We start from the raw sequence: 16099 nt of genomic DNA, 5'->3' as shown, positions 1-16099 counted from the left end.
GTACCACTGTGGACAGCGCGAAGTATTCTTGGCCGAGGCGTTCCATTCCAGTTGCAGTTCCCATCCCTTCTTGTGACGATCTAAAAAGGAAGTCATTTGTTGTGATTGACGTACAGTTCCGTTTCGAAAGGACGTGGCATGTACGACTGGGCAGAGTTTCGTCACTTTCGCTATCTCCTGGCTATTCTCGAAAAGCGCGGACTTCGCGCGGCCGCAGAAGAACTTCACACTTCCCAACCCAACCTCTCGGTGCAGGCACGGCAGTTCCAGGACAACGCCGGCGTGCGTTTGTTTCGCAAGACGAAGAGAGGGCACATTCGTCCAACCGAATCTGGTGACGCATTCATAGGCCTTGCGCGCTATGTGCTGGAGGTAAGAAACGAGGTCATTGACGCGATCGTGGCGATCGAACGTGGAGAGATTGTGTCGATCTGTTCCGGTTCGAGTTCGCTTGTCGATCAAGAGCTCTTTCGCGAACTCTGCTCCATGCACAAGAGACTTGTGCCGTCAGCTGGTGTCCGTCCCACGCATGGCGACGTGCACCAGCTCATCGAGGAGGTTCAAGCGGGAGTCGTGGATATTGCTCTCGTAACCCTACCCTTGGAGCATCCCGACATCCATGTAGAAGAACTTCGGCGCGATCGACTTGTTGTTTGCATGCGCAAAGATAGTCCGCTCGCAAACAAAGCCGCCCTCGTCGTCGGAGATCTGGAGGAGCACCTGAGGATCTTCTATCACCCGCAGAAACATCCGGATGCGCATGACCGTTTGGTGGAGCGGCTGAGCTCCGTCGGCGTCCACATTCGGGATTACTCAAGGGCTTCGCATCCGTCCGAAATGCAGGCTCTCGTCCGAGACGGGTTTGGTGTGGCTCTGATCCGCGAAGGCATGACGTTGGATGATCAGTTGACGACGCGTCCGGTTGTCGGCATTGATTGGACTATCGACACTGCCCTGATTTATCACAAGCAACGACATCCAAAGACGATCCCAATCCTTGTCCGCCAATTCAAGAAACAGTTCGGCAGGGAAATTTCGCAAAATGACAGTGAGATTGCTTTGACCGCGGGCAGAACCGCGATGAAACGACCGAACGCCAGCGTTTCAACGACTGAAGAAGGACCGATTCAATTGCGCCTCCTTGGCTAGAAGTCTTTGAACGGCCAAGTCTTATGCGACGCCGATAATTGCCAACTATCACCCGATAAATAAGAAGTATTAGACAGCGGCCCCGAGCGGCCCCATGATCACGGCATATCTCGGCTGACCCCAGCCGATGGAGGTGCCAATGTCTCGTAGACCCCGTTTCAAGCTTCGTCGTTGGATACAACGCAATCCAATCCTTCATCATGCGCGCGCCATCGCGCCCGTTCTCCTGGCCATTTCTCTCTCCGCGGTTGCAAACGCGCAGGGAACGATGGACTTCTCCGGAGCGCAAACGCTGATGTCAACCTTCAAAACTTTCGCCATATACGCCGGTGCGATTATCTGTTTTGGCGGGTTAATCTTCGCTGGAATTCGCATGATGAGCGGTCGTTTCCAGGATGCTATACCAGGACTTTTCGGCGCTCTTTTCGGTGCCGGAGTTCTCGGTTGGGGAGCCGGATGGATAGGCAGCCTAACCGGGCAGTCGATGTAAGAGGTGCATCGACATGGCCAAGCGAGGAGAGAGGAAGGGAAGCAGCTGCGCTCCGATGATCATCTCCGCAGCCCTGCCGTTACGTCGTAAGAGAACCGCCAGCGCGGCAGAACGCTGGAGACATAGCACGCGTTTGGGGTAGAAGACGCAGGCGAGATCCACTGCATGAGACAGGACACCGTCACCTGCGTAGGTCTCCGATTCTCTCCTGAGGGTTTGCCGACGAACAGCTTCATAGACGCTTGTGAAGCCAGCGAAGCGCATGAGCCAGTCAAGGTATAGCAGCAACAACCAGCCTGCGAGAATATATCGAACCGTTACTTGTCTCATCGCCGCGTACTCTCCCGGTCCTCGAACAGAAGGCCGTCTGATTAGCCGTTAGATCGAACGCCAAGCGATTCCAGCAGGCACGGATCGCGAGCGTACCGGTCCATATACCGAGTGATAGAGCGCGCATATCGTTGCCACTGCGGATCATTTCCGGGATCTCTGTGCTGCCAGTCACCTCGTCCGTAGAGCGTTGAGAAGGCAGCTAGGAGCGCCATGCAAGAGAAACCTTCTTCTATCTGGCGGAAATCACACACCGAGTACAAGGCGGTCTGGTAAATCTCCTTCAAGGCGTTCTCGACAGAAGCTTTGTCTTGCGGGTTCTCTACCGGGTTGAGAAGGAGAAGGTGTTGAAATGTCACGAGTGGATGCCCAATGTAACCTTCGGACCAGTCGATGAGGTGACAACTATCCTCTGTAAATACAAGATTGCCCAGATTCATATCGCCGTGCACGATCGTCGACGGAATGCCAAGGCGCTCCGCGTGATCAAGCGCTCTGCTCAGAAACTCTCGAATCTCTTGCAGCCTGCCCGCGCCAATACGCGGCACTTTGGTCGAGCTCTGAAGCAACATGGCCTCGCCAAGATAAGCAAAAAGCCCATCCAGATTCGCTCGGAGGACATGCGGCCGTTGATCGAAAGCACCCGCAGCGAACAACTCAGACTCCGCGCCGATGGACGCGAGTTGAAGTTCTGCCAGCGATTCGACGGCCCGCCGTAGTAGTTGCACCAAACGCTTCGGTTCCGTCGGCAACGCGGGAAGGGAACAGCCGTCTCCCTTCATCAACCATGCGTTCCATGCGGGCATTTCTGCGACGATGTGGGGAAGAGAGCGAGGGCACAACGTGGACAATAGCCGTGTGATCTCCCGTTCGTGAATGTTTGGCTCACCCGTCGCCTTCAGCCAGTAACTTTGTCCATCTTCCATACGAAGATGAAGCAACGTGAACAGACCGCCAGCATTGTGTTGCTCGACTGCTGCTTCGGCATGAAGTCGACCGCCTGTTACGTCCTCCGCCCAGGCGACGGCTTCGTTTCTCCATCCGATACGGGAGACAGGGCAGTTTGCGTCACGGCCGAGCATGCGAAAAAATAGTGCGCGTTCAAGCTCGGAGACTTCATCCTCGGGGATCTGATCCAGATACGCGGTCGGGAGCTCGGCTGGAATCGTTCTTGGCAGAAGTTCCGCGACGACAAGCGGGCTGCGATCTTCACCACTCTGTAGGAAGTCCAGGATGAAAACGTCTGCGTCCCACAATCGACCCAGTTCGCGCCGCAGCTCTTGCGCAAGACGGCCTCTCGGCGCTATGGAAACCCGCAAGACACAAAGTGGACCACCATCCTCTTGCACCAAGACCTTGTGTGATGAAGGGACGACCACAAGAACGCGAAAGGTGACTGCATCAGGAGTCAAGACGTGAGTCATGCGCGTTTCCCCTCTTTCAACTGCGGCAATAAGTTGTGTTCTCGCAACGCCGCGATGAAATTGTCTACATCAAGCCGGATGGTGTCTGGGCGTTCCCCCGTCTCTCGTCCAAGCGTGGCGACGATGTCTTCCACCGCCTCGCCAACCTCCAGTGCGCGCCAGATGTATGCCCCAGTTGAATTCAGCGTGGAGATCGTGCCCCTCATCGCGTCGAGGATTGCTGCTCCGTCCTGATTGACGATGGTCTTCAGCTGAGCGTTGCCATCGGCCATACATGTACTCCCGGGTACCGAACCATTCGGGCTCGAAGGTCGGTGGAAGTGAGCATGGTCTTGTCGCCGTTCGGATGCAAGCGGAAACAGGGCTGCTGGCCAAACTTACTTCGCTCCTGCATCTGCGAGGCTTAGCAATCTGAATTGCTCTCTATGCTGTGCAGACGAAGCGTTCGTTTGGCCAAACTATCTTGAGGCCTGATTCGACGACGGGGTTGTCAAACGGGAGCAATAACTCCGCAGATGCGACGGAGGTTGGGAAGCTCGCTCTGAGAAAACACGAACTTTGTGGATTGCGAACCAGGGTCGTTCAGCAATGCGAAATTGCTTCCATCACGTTCCAGGTGCCCAAAGACCATATTCAGTCCTTTCGAGAAAACATAGAGCGGACGGGACCAACCGTGTTTACTGGCGTCACTTCGGGTGTCGGGCACAGTTGAGAGTTCTTCCGTCAGCACCCAAGACCCGGAACGGATGGGTGGGCTAACGCCGCGAATGTCGTCTCCCTCTCCAATGCGAATGACTCGATGGCTCCACGAGCTCGGTCGGGGGAACTTCAGTGAGAACAGCGCCGGCCACTCAACGATCTCTTTCCGCCTTGCCTCCCATACCTCTGGAGGAATGGGGTGCGCCGGTTCGGAACGAACCCAAGGCAGATCTTCGTAATGCGTGGCTCGGAGAAGCGTTTCGAGAGAATATCGACCCGAATCGCGTAGCCGATATCCGCCTACTGTCAGTGCGTCACTGTATCGAGAGTTGTGCTCGATGGACATCTGAATCAATGACGCAATATGAGGTTCCGAGTCTGTTTCGCGGCGATATCGCCGTCTTGATCGATCACTCACTTTCGAATGCAACATCAACCGCAGGAGCTCTTCCACGTGCGCTTTCTCTTCCTGTGGCCGGATAAACCGTCTGTGCTTCGTCGCGAACAGGTTGTGACGCGTTCTGTTTTCCCACGGAAGTACCAGGTTCGCGCTTCCGCCAAAGTGTGAAATTGGACGTTGGAACGGAAAATCGGGTGCTGGTAGTCCGAGCGCGAACACGCCGATGCGTCCCACAATGCGCAGGGACATGGGATAGGAAAAGATCTGCCGACCGAGATAGGATCGGTCCGACGTCAAGAGCTGCAGCTTCCCTCCGGCCACGACGCAGCGGCTGCAAATATACCCATTCGGAAACTGGAGAAGATAGATGTTGCGGGGATTCGGCCGGAGTGTCTCTTCTTGATCGATGGGCTCGACAAGTGCAGTGGCTCCGGGCGGAATGCTGGAACCCAAACTGTCCTCTGTTCCCACATGCACGTAAAACGTTCCGGACCGACGCCATATGGGCCCATTTAACACTCGTAGAGGGAAATTGCCTTGCCACCGCAGAACCAAGGAGTCGAGCATGGCGCTGCGCCGGAATGCTTCTGCGGGAGCAAGTTCTAATGGTAGCTCCACCATCAGGTCTCGATCGAATACATAGTATTCGACGACGTGGGTACGGCCGCCGTTGAGAAGAAGGTCAAATTCTCGAACGCCGTCAAGTTCGTAGCCGAAAAGCCGATATGCACCGTCTGTTGTCAGAGAACAGGTTTCCTCGAGGCCTCGTACCATATTGGCCGTCGGGCGACTTCCCGCACGTCTTAGGTTCGAGATGAAATCTCGTATCTTCTGCTCGCGTCGGTCGTGCGCGAGTCGGTTCCCATCCCTCGATCTCTCTATCTGCCGATGGAGCTCACGGATATGTTCAATCCGAGCAATGATGTCTGCAGAGCCGACAGGGCTATACATAGCGAGGGCTTCTCCTAGGACGACTCAACGGGGAGTTGCAAAATCGCAGAGAGACAGTAAGGACGGGGTCGGCTGGTGAAAGCGCGACACCGAGCGACAGCCGCACTCAAACTCGGCCCCGCTGAAGATATGATCCTAGAAAATGGCAACGATGTCACCCAGAGCCTATGCAACCACTCCGATGTCGGAGGGCCCGTCCGGCGCTCACTCTTGCTTGCCTTCAAGAATCTTGGCGAAGAGATTGCCTCTCATTGCCGGGCGACACCGGACGGCACCCGTACTCGTCTACCTGGAATACCCGAGTGAAAGACCAGCTCGAAAACCAACTCCAGGAATTAGTCTGCCGAGGCAATCTCCAACTAGCAATAGCGTAGGAAGCCATCGCTTCGAACTGGATCGCGCCCAACAAGTCTTATTACAACGCCGACAAGCCTGAGCAAAATCCGTTCACCACCTTGTCCGGCGAGAGAATAAATCGCGCGCAAGTTGAGGCTCTGCTGCAAACATCCGTAGGCATCAATGGAAAGGTCGACGTTTTTGTGAACAACCGGCTACTATGCCGTTCTGTTCACAAAAACATCTCCACAAGTAAATATAGAAGCGAAAACTACGCTGCCTCATTGTCGATATCAACTTCGATGAAGGAAATGCTCCGCAAGCTTATCGCAGGCGGAGCATTTGTTTTGAAGTGAATTGTTGATCCAGCGATGATCCAGCTAGAAGAGTACTTTGATAACGCCTTGAAAGACTCTGCCGCCAACTGATGTACTTGTGATCTCGCCGAAGTTTCCCGTAAAGGAAGGACCACTGTTATTACCACTGCTAAAAGATGGGTGGTTAAGCACGTTGAACGCTTCCAGTCGAAGATACAGATCGAGTCTGCTGTGAAGTGGAAATATCCGCGTAATCTGGGCGTCGTTCTGAAAATAGATTGGGTTGGAGAAAGAGTTTCTACTGATGTTTCCTTGGGTTCCCGGTACGGTGTTTAAGACGAAGGCAGCCTGATTCAAATAAGAGCGGGTAGCATAGGTAGCTCCCCCAGGATCGGAGAGTATCTTCGTGTAGTTGTAGATCGGGACCCCCGGAACCAGATTGGGGCGGTCACCGCCATTGGCCGTGAACGATTCGTCCTGGTTTTCTGTGACCGTGAACGGCGTGCCGCTAACGAGGCGGAATAAGCCGCCCAGTTCCCAGTTATTTAGGATATAACGACTAATGCCTTTCAGCGGAAAATTGCTCTTAACCACAATGGTGGTGTTGAAGTTATGGCGAATATCTGACCCACAGCGACCATAGTCGAGCGCTGGATTATTGGGATTCGAGAATTGAGTTCCGCTGAGGTCACCTTGAGGATCGGCGTTGTTAAGGCACTTGGACCAAGTGTAGTTGGTTTGGAAGTTGAACGTTGAAGAGAAGCGATGCTGCACGGTCACAGTCAGGCCATTGTAGTTACCATACGCGGAGTTGGACTCAATGAGTGAGCCACCGCTGCCCCCACTGTAATAGTTCCCCTGCGTCGGGTTGGCCTCAGTGAGCGCGTAACGTGCTTGAGTGTTGTTGTAAATGCCTTTGCTGGTATTTTGGTTGGTACCGTTGACCGAGCAAGGAGCACCGACTACGCCGCCGCCGACGGTGTGGGACGCGACTGCAGCGGGGCCGGTTGTAACTACAGGTCCGCAACCGGTACCACCTGGTCCCCATACGCCGGGCGTGTACACTGCCGGGTTAAGTGGGATACCGACGAGTTGATCCTGTGTACGGTTGCCGGTGTAGAAAAACTGAACTGTCCAGCCCCGCGCAAAAGCCTGTTGAATGCTGGCGGTCCATTGCATGGTATTGGGCATCTTGTAGGTAGGTTGCAACACGATATATTGGCTCTGCTGGGAGAAGACCGCGTTTGCAGGAGTCGGAGTCCCTGGCAGAATGGATGCTGGGAATGTGTCGTTGCCCCCCGTTTGACCACATCCCGCATTCCCCGTGCCCCCAACCAACCATGGATCACTGAAGCACAACTCCGCAGCAGTATTTGGCGAAACGAGCGCCGAAAAAGGCGGATCTTGCTGCACACGCTGCTGGACAAAGAAGTTCGGCATATTATAGGCATACGCTGTGCCAGCGCGGAATATAGTCTTGCCGTCTCCAAAAACATCGTATGCAAGAGCGAAGTTCGGATTGAATTCCAAGGGCGTATTTCCCGTGAAGGCAGGCTTAACACCTGGATCGCCATAGTAAAACGTCCCGGCGGGAGCATTCGGATACACGGTGCTGTGCTGGTCGGCCAGAAACGCCGCCATGTTGAAGACCGTTCCACGATGGAAGTAGTCGTGCGGAAAGTACAGCGGCAGCCAGCGAATGCCGCCCGTCAGGGTTAGTCGTGGTACTGGATGATACGTATCCTGCACGTACAGCGTAGGCATTGATCCCCGCAGCGCATTCTGCTGCGCCTTGCTTTGCGAGAAGCCACTCAAAGCGCCTTGAAGAAAATCTAGGTTGGCGTCACCGGGCTTGGTCTGTCCGCTCCAGTTACCATTGAAGGTGAAGTCACCGTTGGCCTCATATCCGTTATTGACATTGAGCTGGTTCCGGACGTATGAACCGCCGAATCCGATTTGGTGCTTGCCACGCACCAAAGTCACATCGTCCGCAATATCAACCGGGATATTGTCGTTGATTACGGCGAGCAGGTTGCTACCCGAGCCGATAGTGTTGCAGTGATTTGCCCCCGATGTTCCGCAATTGATCCAAATACCGCTCGGTACAGTCTGAAAGTCTTTGATCCCGAAGGCGGTCGCGTTGGGGGTTGCGGGATTGAAACCTCGGCTGAGTTGGCGTCGTACCGCCGTCACGTGAACCGTATTCACAAGGCTGGAACTGAAGATGTAAGTTTCACCAATGGTGATCGACTGCCACCGGATCTCGGGATTGCCAGATTGAGTCGTGAGGTAAATATTAGTGGGGGAGTAGAAGGTTGGAACCTGATTGCTGTCGAGGAAGTAGCGGGCATACATGTTGTTCTTGCTGCTGATGGTGTAATCGACCCGAGTATCGAAGTCGTTGTCGGAACTGATGCTTGGAATCGCGTAGGAGACGTGACCGCAATTGTTCGGATCGAGTGCCGGATTGATGGGAGGAAGTTGTTTGAGCAGCGCCAGTGCCGATGCGTTCCACGCTGGAAGCGCGGGACCACCTGGTTGATTGTATTTGTTGCCGGGCAGGAGCTGACCAGTGATCGGGTCGTACAGTTGCACGACTGGTCCGCAGGCGTTTTTGACGCCAGTTCCACCCGACGATACGGGAGCTGGGTCCGTGGTGGACCAATCACCGGCCAGGTTAGCCGCTGTGGGCTCATAGGCATTTTGCGTCGCACTGGAGGAACGGGAATATGTGTGTTGGAAACCGGCGAACACAAAGAGTTTGTTGCGACCGTCGAAGAGCTTAGGTATGCGCACAGGTCCGCCGAAGGTTCCTCCGTACTGATTCTGGTGCAGGGTATCCTTGGATGTGGAGAAGAAATTGGTGGCGTCAATAAAGTTGTTGCGCATGAACTCAAACGCTGAGCCATGGTATGTATTCGTACCCGACTTGGTAACCATGTTTATTAGGCCGCCAGCTTGGCTGCCATCTTGCGCGCCCATCGCCGCTGTCTGTACGCTGAACTGACCAATCGCATCGGGGAAAGGTAATGGGCCGTTGCCGCCGCCCATGTAGTCGTTGTTGTCACCACCATCGAGTCGATAGGTAATCGCATTTCCCTGCGCGCCTGCGATCGAGAAGCCGGTCGTCTGGGTGGGGTATTTACTTCCGTTGGCATCCCCGGGAACGGCACTCTGCGTGCCCCCGACCAGTGAAACCAGACTAGTCATGGTGCGGCCGTTGATCGGAATCTCCGTGATCTCGGTGGCGTCCACTGTCTGCTTGAACGAAGCGTCTTCCGTTTGTAGTGCCATGCCCTGGCTTCGAACTTCGACTTTGATATCGGCGCTGCCAAGGGTCATCTTTGCATCGACGGCGATACTACTGCCAACCTCCAAAACATTCCCCGTCGAGAGATACGTTTCAAAGCCAGGCGCAGTTATGGTGACCGAGTAGGTTCCGACATTGATATTCGGGAATGCATAATCCCCGCCTGAACTGGTCTTGGCAGTGCGCGTAACCTGGGTCGATGTCTCTACCAGCGTGACCGACGCATTGCGGATCACGGCTCCCGAAGGGTCGGTGACGGTGCCCTGAATGCTGCCAGAACCGGTTGTCTGTGCTCTCGTCACTGGGAAAGACAAGACGACCAACAAGCACACAAGCAAGGTCCGCAAGCCGGCCGTGCCAGATTTCTTGGGAGACGCCATTGCCAACAAAGCTCCAAAACCGATACAGAGGAGTTTTAGAACTCGCTTACGATCGGAAGCGATTGGTGTTACGACTTGCATTGTGAAACCTCCTGTAAGAAAACTGAGTCCGCTATAGGTGTCCGTTGCTTCCCCGGTAGAACAACCCTTTTGGTTTTTTGGAATGACAACGATGTCATTAAGATTTACGGGCAACTGTATACAGAGTACAAACGACCATTGTCAAGATTTATTTGATCGCGGCTAATTTGGGTGACAAGGCGGACTCTCCACCGAGATCCTCCCTGAATTGACTGTCTCCACCAATTCACTGTAGATTTTGACGTGCGAATTGACATCGTTGTCATTATTGCGAAGAAACTGACCGCACCCCTGATTCTCGTCTACCTTACGAAACCGGACAGGACTTGCATTTGTAGTTCATTTTATAAATCGAGGTAACTTGATGTTCCGACGTGATCTTCTCAAACTCTCGCCTCTCGCCCTAGCATCTGCCGCAGCGGGTCATATAGCCCTGGCGCAGACGCCGGAGCCATCTGCGACCGAGGCTCTCTACAATGTGCGGCGCTACGGCGCGACGGGCGACGGGAAGACGGTAGACACGCCCGCAATCAACAGAGCGATCGAGGCCGTGGCTGCCGCCGGCGGCGGCACATTGCTATTTCCGGCCGGAACCTACCTCTGTTTCACTATTCGTCTGCGCTCGAACGTCGACCTCTTTCTATCCCCCGGCTGCACGATCCTGGCCGCCGACTCGCCTAGACCCGGCGAAGCTACCGGCTACAACGGCGGGGTCTACGACCCCGCCGGGCCAGCGCAGCCATGGGAGGAATATCAGGATTACGGCCACAATCACTGGCCCAACTCCCTCTTCTACGGTGAGGGCATCAGAGACTTCGCCATCACCGGCCCGGGATTGATTCACGGCAAAGGACTTTCTTATGGGCAAGGTGGACACCGTGGCGACTACACCAACTTCACTGCGGAGCAGCCCGGCGTCGGCAACAAAGCCATCGCCCTCAAGAACTGCAGGAATGCCCTATTGCGCGACTTCTCCATTTTGAAGGGGGGCCACTTTGGGATTCTTGCCACCGGCGTCGACAACATTACCATCGATAATCTCGTCATCGACACAGATCGTGATGGGATGGATATCGACTGCTGCCGCAACGTACGCGTTTCTAACTGCACGGTGAACTCGCCATGGGACGATGGTATCTGCCCCAAGTCAAGCTATGCGTTGGGCTTCGTTCGGTCGACGGATAATGTCACCATATCCAATAACTTCGTGACCGGCACCTATGAACTTGGGTCGGTAATCAATGGTACCTGGAAGAAGTTCGCGGAGGAGGGCCACCCTCGCCAGGGGCGCATCAAATGCGGAACAGAATCGAACGGCGGCTTTCGCAATATCACCATCAGCGGCAATGTGATTGAAGGTTCCAAGGGCATCGCCCTTGAGACTTCTGACGGCGCTTTTCTCGAAGATATCGCCATCACCGGCAACACCATGCGCGACATTTTTGATGCACCGCTGTTTCTGCGTCTCAATCGCCGCAACCGGGGCCCGAGCGACACTATGCGTCCCGGGACGTTGCGTCGAGTAGTGATTTCAGACATAGTCAGCTCGAACTCAAACTCTGGCACATCTTCAATATTCTCGGGTGTGCCGTCCAACCTGATTGAAGATGTAAAGCTGACCAATTGCTTCTTCGGCCATCGTGGCTTACCCACAGTGAGTAATCCTCAACGACCGAGACCTATGCCTGACTGGCGCGCGATCCAGGTACCCGAGCAGGAGCAAGGTTACCCGGAGTTGTCGAGCTTCGGCCCTACGCCCTGCCAAGGGTTCTTTATTCGACATTTGAAAAACCTCGAAATGTCGCATATTGAAATTGCACCCGCCGTTGCCGATCCTCGCCCAGCATTCTGGCTTGAAGACGTCCAACGCGCGGATTTCTTCGCCATCACCGCACCGTCGCAGCCGAACTTCGCGCTTCACAACGTTACCGATCTGCGCATCTTCTGGTCGCGTGCAACAAAAGACACGACGCTCGCCACCGCGACTGATCAGATAATCTAAGGCTTGCACGCGTTGATCCAAGGACGGATTTGTCATCCTGCTCTTCTCAACTGGCACCTCGATTCCGAGGCTCCGAGGTGGAGATTACGAAATAGCATGCGCGCAAACAACGGTTCTCGTTAAAACAGAGATCCGCCGGCTGGGGCCGATTCACTTCCATGTATCTCTCAACTCCCAATCCTCTGGATTGATTACGCATCCTATCACTCCGCTGCGAAGACCCTGTAAGAGCCAGGACTCAGTGGAATTTCGAATGCCATCGCTGCGTTTCGCTCAGTTCCCGTCAAATATTGTCCGCTCTGCAGGTCATGCAACTTGGTGAAATGTTTATCGCTAACCACGACCGCCCGCGTTGACTCCTGCCGGAATGATTCCACGATGAACGTATCGTTGTCGTAAACGTACAGCCCAACCTGGCTTGAAGTATCGAGCCGCACGAACATATCCTTTGCGAGAACTTCGCGGATTTCGCTCAACACGGGTTGTGGATAGCACAGCAGGTCGCCCTGCGCGTTAGGGATCGTCAGGACATACAGCACTCCCTTCGAGTACCGCGTCTTCAGCAACAGGGGATCACCTGAGGTCTTCGATGCTGACGTGTACGCTATGATATCCGCGCTCGCATCGTTGGTGAAGAATGTAATTTGCGGAAGCAAAATCTCAGAGTCTGACTTCACCCCAACAAACCTGCGCTCTGACATGAACTCATGAGTTGACACTGTGCTGCCTGTGTACTTCAGATCTGCAATGTCCTCAATGCCCTTGCCCTGTAACGCTTTGAGCAAACCCGAGGTGATGACCACCGTCTTCCCATCGCTTAGCTGATGCTTGATTTTGGAGATGATCGCGGGGTCGAAGCTCGCCTGTTCAGTCAGCAGTACGGTCTGCGCGTCAGTCGGGAATTCAGGGACGATGTCCATAGGAATGCCGATCATGCCGAGATAGCTCTGTAGATAATCTTCCCCCGAAGAATGAAATGGCTTATAACTCTTCACCCCCACAGGGTTACCCAGTTTGCCGATAAACTGGTCTACCTGCTCAAAGATCGGACCTGCGATGCGACCTAGCTTTGAGTCTGGGGCCATCGTCCCATCGGACTGCATGGAAGGCTCGTACTGCGTACCGATGGGCCAAAGCGTAATCTCGGGTAGCTTGGCGAAGAGTGTAATCCAGAGCTGCTCGGCATAACGATTGGGGATTTCGCTGTCACCGGCATCGACCCACCCGCCACGGTCGTTATGGTTCAGGTTGCTTAGGTACCGCGCGATCGAATATCCATGGTATTGCTGAATCTGCATTGGATTATTGACTGGATCGCGCGTCTCCGTGCCCGTATAAATTCCATCGAAGTACTTCGGTTGCGTCTCCAGATTGAAGCCTGTCTCTTGGTAATGGTCGTACCACTGCGGATACTTGATGATGACTTTGACCCGTGGATTGACCGCCTTCGCTGCGGCAACTAATTCTCGCCCAACCTTGTCCATAAGTGCCAGCCGATATTGGCTCCAGCTTTGATTGCCCTTTGCGGCGATGGCGTCATCGGTCTTGCAGTTGGTAAATCCCCAATCATCAAAAAGAATCTCGTCAAAGTTCTTCGCCGTGAACTGAATGATTTCGATCGCCTTTTGCAATTGCCTGGGATCGGAATAGCAGAACGTCACACCACTGCGTTCGTCTACCGTCCAAGTGATGCCGCCCGATACCTTTAGCCCTTTGCTAAGAAAAAACTTCTTGCCTGCGTCCAGGCTCTTCTGATCGGCGATGATCATATCTCTGCTTGTCTCAAGATAGATCTTGTCGTACTTCACATACTTCGACATTGCAGCCCAACGGCTCTCCAGATATCCAGGATCATTCATCAGCACAACATCGCGAACCGTCGCGTAGCTCGCCACATCGAAGTTTTTGTAGTTGTTGCCGCTCGCAAATGCGCTGCCTGTAACAAGGATTGAAATGCAAAATGCCGCTATCAGACGCTGGTTCATGCTCTCTCCTGGAAACGGGGGCTTAACGTGATTCCCCACTAGTTCGTCGTGATCACCAATTCCTTACCTGCTTCTATGTCACTGTGATTGACGAAGTAGCCCTCGATCTCTTGGCCACCATACGTGATGTTGGTGATCCGTTCGCCTGAGTTCTTCTTCAGGATGGTCAGTGTTTTGCCTTCATTCAACCTGAACGTTGTCCTCTGAAACAGTGGCACCGAGACGATGTACTTCGGATCCGCAGGAGAGTATGGGTAAAGGCCGATTGCATTGAACACGTACCAAGACGACATCTCCCCCGCGTCGTCCATTCCAGACAGAGCCAACCCATCGTCGCCCATTCCATAGAAGCGGCTCATGATCTTGTTCAAGATCGCCTGAGACTTTGCCTGCTTCCCGACGAAGTAGTACAGATAGGCAAAGCCGTGATCAGGCTGGTTTCCCTGGCAGTATTGCCCGATGAAAGAGTTGATGTTCTCGGCAATATAGTTGGGGTTCCACGAAATCGTGAAGAGCGAGTCTAGGTGCTGCTCGAAGTCGGCCTTACTCTTGTAGAGGCCAATGAGCCCTTCGGTGTCATGGGGCGCAAAGAAGGACGATTGCCAAGCATTGGCCTCACGGTACATGTACTCGTAGTAGGGGTACTCCGGATTGAAGTTCTTTACCCAGTCACCGTTGTCTAAACGGCCGCGCATCAGTTCTGTCGATGGATCGAACATGTTTTTATAGTTCTTTGACCGCTTCATGAACATGTCATAGTTGGTTTGATCTCCCAACTCCTTCGCCAACAGTGCCACGGAATAGTCGTCATAGGCGTACTCCAGCGTCTTCGTAACACCGGCCTTTCCCTTCGTCTCAACCACAGGGTCTGGAATATCCGGATCGGAGATGTACCCCTTATCCATATACTCGCTTATATACGGCCGTGTGCCGCCTTCCAGAGTGGCATTGCGCAGCAACAGGTTATATGCGCTCTTGATGTCGTACCCTCTCAGCCCGCGCAAATATGAGCCCGCGATGAACGCCGAGGCGTGGTCCCCATGGAAGAACGTCGGGATGAAGCCAGTCTTTTCACCTCGGTCAATCAGCGACCGAATCACATCCACGGTAACGTCGGGAGAGATCATGCCCAGCAGAACCAGCTTGTTTCGATAGTCATCCCAGAGAGAGGGTAGAGTGTAGTACTCAAAGGCTCCCTTAACCACTCCTCCTTTCACGTCGGTGTAGTCGCCATTCACATCGCTTCGCAGCGCCGGCCAAAGGAACGACCGATACAGGCAGGAGTAGAAGAGTTCCTTCTGTCGTTGTGTACCGCCCGATACCTGAATCTTCGACAACAGAGCCTCCCACGCCGCGGAGGCATTCGCCTTTACCGTCTCGAAGCTCTTGTTCCCAAGCTCCCTCTCAAGATTCTCTTTCGCGTTCGCTGTACTAACAAAGGACAGACCGATTTTGATCTCAACCGGCCTCACACCGTCGGCAAAGTCGACGACCGGCAGCTCCGCCTTCGCGCCCTTCAACCTCTCAATGCCGGCAATCTTGTAGTTGGACAGCGCATAGAAAAACACCTTCTCGCTCGCTATCTGGTATCCCTTGAAGGCGTTATCTCCGTCCTGCTCAAACTTCCAGTCACGGATACGCTCGTTGGAGACGGCGAGGTTCACGATCAGCTTCTTTGGCCGGCTGTTGTCGGTATACGTATAACGGTGGTATCCAGTTCTTAAAGTTGAGGTCAACTCTGCGTTGATACCGTAGCGCTCCAGATAGACCTGGTAATAGCCCGGATGCGCCGATTCCTGCTTGTGACTGAAGTTTGAAGCGAAGTCGTCAGGATTTACATCGCCGCTCACGGGAAGCAAGGGAATATTGCAAAGATTCCAATGACCTTTATTGGTGTGGGCAAAGGCATATATTTGGCGATTCTCGTACTCGTATCCGGCTCCGCTACCGAACCTCGTGACGGGGCTCAGCTGCACCATGGCGTTGGGCACCGATGCACCGGGGAAGACGAGTCCGGCCCATACCCGCCACGGCGGTGTGAATCCGATGTCTGCAGGGTTGGTTAGAGGCGCGGTACCCAGAAATGTGTTCACATAGTCCACCGGCCGCTTCTGGGCTTGTAGGCACAGGGAAGTCGGAGTCAGCAGAACGAGTAAAGCGGCAAGTCCCTTCGTCATCAGTTAACATCTCCTGTAGGCTTCAAGACATCGTTGTCATTTTCTCGTGGATCGTACGGCTTGGGCTC

Annotated in this window: 9 protein-coding genes; 3 read left to right on the top strand and 6 right to left on the bottom strand. The window is 54.2% G+C overall.

Features of this window, described 5'->3' with window-relative positions; genetic code table 11:
* Window positions 1-138 precede the first annotated feature (138 nt).
* Together GSQ80_RS14825 and GSQ80_RS14820 are read left to right on the top strand one after the other, a co-directional pair.
* Window positions 139-1149: a LysR family transcriptional regulator gene (locus GSQ80_RS14825; RefSeq protein ID WP_158788339.1), complete on the top strand. Its 1011-nt coding sequence runs from the start codon at window positions 139-141 to the stop codon at window positions 1147-1149.
* A 139-nt stretch (window positions 1150-1288) separates the two neighbouring features.
* Window positions 1289-1639: a hypothetical protein gene (locus GSQ80_RS14820; RefSeq protein WP_158788338.1), complete on the top strand. Its 351-nt coding sequence runs from the start codon at window positions 1289-1291 to the stop codon at window positions 1637-1639.
* Here GSQ80_RS14820 and GSQ80_RS23925 read toward each other — a convergent pair.
* The 4 genes from GSQ80_RS23925 to GSQ80_RS14800 all read right to left on the bottom strand — a co-directional run bounded on the left by GSQ80_RS23925 (window position 1619) and on the right by GSQ80_RS14800 (window position 9867).
* Window positions 1619-1969 carry a lasso peptide biosynthesis B2 protein gene (locus tag GSQ80_RS23925; RefSeq protein WP_158788337.1) on the bottom strand — a complete coding sequence of 117 codons (351 nt, stop codon included), beginning with the start codon at window positions 1967-1969 and terminating at the stop codon, window positions 1619-1621. The genes GSQ80_RS14820 and GSQ80_RS23925 overlap by 21 nt on opposite strands.
* A 41-nt stretch (window positions 1970-2010) precedes the next feature.
* Window positions 2011-2751 carry a phosphotransferase gene (locus GSQ80_RS23425; protein WP_254059705.1) on the bottom strand — a complete coding sequence of 247 codons (741 nt, stop codon included), beginning with the start codon at window positions 2749-2751 and terminating at the stop codon, window positions 2011-2013.
* A gap of 638 nt (window positions 2752-3389) precedes the next feature.
* Window positions 3390-3665 carry a PqqD family protein gene (locus tag GSQ80_RS14805; RefSeq protein ID WP_158788335.1) on the bottom strand — a complete coding sequence of 92 codons (276 nt, stop codon included), beginning with the start codon at window positions 3663-3665 and terminating at the stop codon, window positions 3390-3392.
* Between the two features lie 2494 nt (window positions 3666-6159).
* On the bottom strand, window positions 6160-9867 hold the full coding sequence (locus GSQ80_RS14800) for a carboxypeptidase-like regulatory domain-containing protein (protein ID WP_158788334.1): 3708 nt from the start codon (window positions 9865-9867) through the stop codon (window positions 6160-6162).
* A gap of 364 nt (window positions 9868-10231) precedes the next feature.
* Between GSQ80_RS14800 and GSQ80_RS14795 the strand changes: the two genes are divergently transcribed.
* Window positions 10232-11869 carry a glycoside hydrolase family 28 protein gene (locus GSQ80_RS14795; protein ID WP_158788333.1) on the top strand — a complete coding sequence of 546 codons (1638 nt, stop codon included), beginning with the start codon at window positions 10232-10234 and terminating at the stop codon, window positions 11867-11869.
* Between the two features lie 203 nt (window positions 11870-12072).
* Here the strand turns inward: GSQ80_RS14795 and GSQ80_RS14790 are convergent, their stop codons facing one another.
* Together GSQ80_RS14790 and GSQ80_RS14785 are read right to left on the bottom strand one after the other, a co-directional pair.
* Window positions 12073-13854 (bottom strand): hypothetical protein, encoded by a 1782-nt coding sequence (locus GSQ80_RS14790; protein ID WP_158788332.1) that lies wholly within the window; start codon window positions 13852-13854, stop codon window positions 12073-12075.
* 38 nt (window positions 13855-13892) lie between these two features.
* Complete coding sequence (locus GSQ80_RS14785) at window positions 13893-16031, bottom strand: GH92 family glycosyl hydrolase (RefSeq protein WP_158788331.1); 2139 nt, start codon at window positions 16029-16031, stop codon at window positions 13893-13895.
* Window positions 16032-16099 lie beyond the last annotated feature (68 nt).

Source organism: Granulicella sp. L46 (assembly GCF_009765785.1).
Classification (GTDB): domain Bacteria; phylum Acidobacteriota; class Terriglobia; order Terriglobales; family Acidobacteriaceae; genus Granulicella.
This window is presented reverse-complemented; position numbering and strand designations above follow the sequence as displayed.